This window comes from Rubrivivax gelatinosus, assembly GCF_016583785.1.
GTDB lineage: Bacteria > Pseudomonadota > Gammaproteobacteria > Burkholderiales > Burkholderiaceae_C > Rubrivivax > Rubrivivax gelatinosus_B.
Genome location: NZ_NRRU01000191.1, coordinates 1 through 3,561, shown reverse-complemented (window position 1 = coordinate 3,561; position 3,561 = coordinate 1). Strand labels below are relative to the sequence as shown.

The following is a 3,561-nucleotide window of genomic DNA, read 5'->3' as shown; positions in this document are numbered from 1 at the left end:
GCGCCCGGGCCAGCCGCGCCGCGCTGGCGCGGCGCGGCTGGCCCGGGCGCCGGCTGCTGGACCTGCTGGTGACGCTGCCGCTGGTGTTCCCGCCGGTGGCCACGGGTTTCCTGCTGCTGTGGCTGCTGGGCCGCTACGGCCTGCTCGGCCAGCCGCTGCGCGAGCACCTGGGCCTGGACTTCGTGTTCTCGTTCTGGGGCGTGCTGCTGGCCTCGGTGCTGGCCGGGCTGCCGCTGGTCGTCAAGCCGGTGCAGGCGGCGCTGGAAAGCGCCGCGGCGCGCCTGGGCGAAGCGGCGCGCACGCTGGGCAAGAACGAGTGGCAGATCCTGCTGTCGGTGCTGCTGCCGGCCACGCGCCGGGCGCTGGCCGCGGGGCTGGCGCTGGCGCTGGCGCGCTCCGTCGGCGAAGTCGGCATCACGCTGATGCTGGGCGGCAACGTCGAAGGCCGCACGACGACGGTGTCGCTGGCGATCTACAACGCGGTGATGAGCGGCGAGTTCATGCGCGCGGCGCTGCTGTCGGCGCTGCTGGGCGCGGTGGCGCTGGCCGTGCTCGCGGCGCTGCGCCGGCTCGAAGCCTCATGAGGCCGCACGTTCGACACGCAAGCCGCCGCCGCTGAGCAGCACCAGGTCGCCGGCGCGCCAGTCGCCGTCGTCGCCCAGGCGGCAGACGCGGCCGGCGGCTTCGACTTCCAGCAGGCCGTCGCCGCCGCGGCCGAGCACGCGGCCGGGCACCAGCAGGCGGTCGCTGGCGGCCAGCGGCGCGGGCCGCAGGTCCTGCACGATGCGGCCCTGCTCCAGCCGCAGCAGGCGTTCGGCCAGGCGCAGCGCCTCGGCCGGTTCGTGCGTCACCAGCAGCGCCGCCGGGCGGCCGTGGCCGGGGATGTCGCCGCGGCGCAGGCGCAGCAGGCCGTCCTGCAGTTCGTGGCGCAGCGCCGCGTCGAGTGCCGACAGCGGCTCGTCCAGCAGCAGCAGCCGCGGCTGCGAGGCCAGCGTGCGCGCCAGCGCAAGCCGCTGCTGCTGGCCGCCGGAGAGCTGCTCGGGCCGGCGCTCGGCCAGCGCCGCCAGGCCCGCCCAGTCGAGCCAGTCGCCGGCACGGCTTTTGGGCACGCCGGGGCGCAACGCGAACTCGACGTTGCGCCGCGCCGTCATCTGCAGGAACAGCGCATGGTCCTGGAAGACGAAACCGACGCGGCGCCGGCGGGTCGGCCACGGCCGGCCGGTGCCGTCGTGCCAGATCTCGTCGCCCCAGGCGACACGGCCCGATTCGGGGCGCGCGAGGCCGGCGATCAGGCGCAGCAGCGTCGTCTTGCCGGCGCCCGAGGGCCCGAGCAAAGCCGCCCACTGGCCGGGCTCCAGGCGCAGCGCGACCTGCAGCCGCATCGGGCCGCTGGCCGAGGCCAGCGTCGTGGCGACGTCGATCTCGAGCGCACGCGGCGTGTCGTCGGCGGGGTCGGCGCGGCGTGGCCAGGGCAGGCGGAGCATGGCCGGGCGTTGCACGGAGCGTGCCGCCTTCAGCGCCGGCGGCCGTGGGTGCCCGCGTGTTCGTGGCTGCTGGCGGCCGCGCGGCGCGTCGCCTCGACCGGCACGACGGCCTGTTCCAGCCCGTGCAGGATGCCGCAGGCGGCGCCGGCACCGGGCGCGTCGCAGCGCTGGCGCAGGCCACGCAGCGCGGTCTCGAGCGCCCGCAACTCGTCGATGCGCTGCACGACGTGGCCGATGTGTTCGTCCAGCAGCGCGTTGACGCCGCTGCAGTCGGCCGGCGGCGCGTCGCGGAAGGCGAGCAGCGCACGCACCTCGTCCAGCGACATGTCCAGCGCACGGCACTGGCGGATGAAGGCCAGGCGCTCCAGTTCGGCGCTGCCGTAGACGCGGTAGTTGCCGTCCGAACGCGGCGGCACCGGCAGCAGGCCTTCACGCTCGTAGTAGCGGATGGTCTCGACGGGTGTGCCGCAGGCTGCGGCCAGTTCTCCGATGCGCATCGCATGGTCCTCGTGGTGGCCGCTTGACTCTAAACCTGCTTCAGGGTCTGCAATGGCGACATGGACGAATCGAAGACCGTAAAGGACGGCTGCGGCGACGGCTGCGGCTGCAGCCACGAGGCCGTGGCCGCGGTGGCACTGCCGATGCCGGCACGCCGACGCCACAGCGAAGCCGCAGCCGCCGCCGTCGGGCACGGACAGGCCCCGGCGCATGACGCACATGACGCTGCGCACGATCACCACCATGGCCACGACCACAAGCACCAGCACGGCGCCGTCGCGGCCGCGTCCTGCGGCTGCGGTGACGGCAGCTGCGCCACGCCGGCGGCCGCGGCGCTGCCCGACACCGGCGGCCCGGGGCTGAAGCTGCGCATCCCGGCGATGGACTGCCCCGTCGAAGAAGGCCAGATCCGGCGTGCGCTCGAAGGCATCGCCGGCATCCGCAGCCTGCGCTTCGCGCTCTCCGAACGTTCGCTGCGCATCGACGCCGAGGCCGCCGCGCTGGACGCGGCGCTGGCCGCCATCCGCCGCGCCGGTTTTGCCGCCGAACCCTGGCCTGACGACGCCGGCGCCGCGCTGCCCTGGTGGCGCGCCGCCGGCCTGCCGCGCCTGGTCGGGGCACTGGCGCTGGCAGCCGCGGCCGAACTGCTGCACGCCTTCGCACCCGCCCAGCCCTGGCTGGGCATGGCGGTGGCCGCGGCGGCGATCGCGCTCGCCGGTTTCGGCGTGCTGAAGAAGGGGCTGACGGCACTGCTGCGCCTGCGCCTGGACATCAACGCGCTGATGTCGGTGGCCGTGCTCGGCGCCTTCGCGATCGGCCAGTGGCCCGAGGCGGCGATGGTGATGGCGCTGTATTCGATCGCCGAGCTGATCGAGGCGCGTGCCATCGACCGCGCGCGCAACGCCATCGCCGCGCTGCTGGCGATGGCGCCCGAGGTCGCCACGCTGCGCCGCGGCGACGCCTGGGTCACGCTGCCGGTGGCCGAGGCGCGGCCGGGCGAGACGCTGCGTGTGCGCGCCGGCGAACGGTTCCCGGTCGACGCCGTGCTGACCGAAGGCACGACCAGCGTCGACCAGGCCGCCGTCACCGGCGAGAGCCTGCCGGTGGACAAGGCCGCCGGCGACGCCGTCTTCGGCGGCACGCTCAACCTCACCGGCACCGTCGAGGCCCGCATCACCGCGGCGGCGGCGCAGTCGACGCTGGCGCGCATCGTCGTCGCGGTCGAACAGGCCCAGGCCTCACGCGCGCCGACGCAGCGTTTCGTCGACCGCTTCGCCGCGGTCTACACGCCGGCGGTGTTCGCCGTCGCGCTGGCGCTGGCGCTGGCCGGGCCGCTGCTGCTGGGCTGGGCCTGGGGCGCGGCGATCTACAAGGCGCTGGTGCTGCTGGTCATCGCCTGCCCCTGCGCGCTGGTGATCTCGACGCCGGTCAGCCTGTCCAGCGGCCTGGCCGCGGCGGCGCGCCGCGGCGTGCTGCTCAAGGGCGGCGCGCACCTCGAAGCGGCGCGCCGGCTGCGCGCGGTCGCGCTCGACAAGACCGGCACGCTGACCGAAGGCCGGCCGCGGCTGGTCGAGCGCGA

4 protein-coding genes are annotated in these 3,561 nt (G+C 75.6%); 2 read left to right on the top strand and 2 right to left on the bottom strand.

The window, feature by feature from the left end:
• On the top strand, window positions 1–584 hold a 584-nt coding region (locus tag CKO43_RS25155), incomplete at its 5' end, for a molybdate ABC transporter permease subunit (protein ID WP_200380382.1).
• On the opposite strand, the gene CKO43_RS25150 is transcribed toward CKO43_RS25155, so the two are convergent.
• Window positions 579–1,484, bottom strand: coding sequence for an ABC transporter ATP-binding protein (locus CKO43_RS25150; RefSeq protein ID WP_200380381.1), 906 nt, complete (start codon window positions 1,482–1,484; stop codon window positions 579–581). The genes CKO43_RS25155 and CKO43_RS25150 overlap by 6 nt on opposite strands.
• A gap of 29 nt (window positions 1,485–1,513) precedes the next feature.
• Complete coding sequence (gene cadR / locus CKO43_RS25145) at window positions 1,514–1,981, bottom strand: Cd(II)/Pb(II)-responsive transcriptional regulator (protein WP_200228200.1); 468 nt, start codon at window positions 1,979–1,981, stop codon at window positions 1,514–1,516.
• A gap of 60 nt (window positions 1,982–2,041) precedes the next feature.
• On the opposite strand from cadR, the gene CKO43_RS25140 reads away from it, so the two are divergent.
• Window positions 2,042–3,561, top strand: a 1,520-nt coding sequence (locus CKO43_RS25140; protein ID WP_200380380.1) for a heavy metal translocating P-type ATPase, incomplete at its 3' end; no start/stop codon positions are given.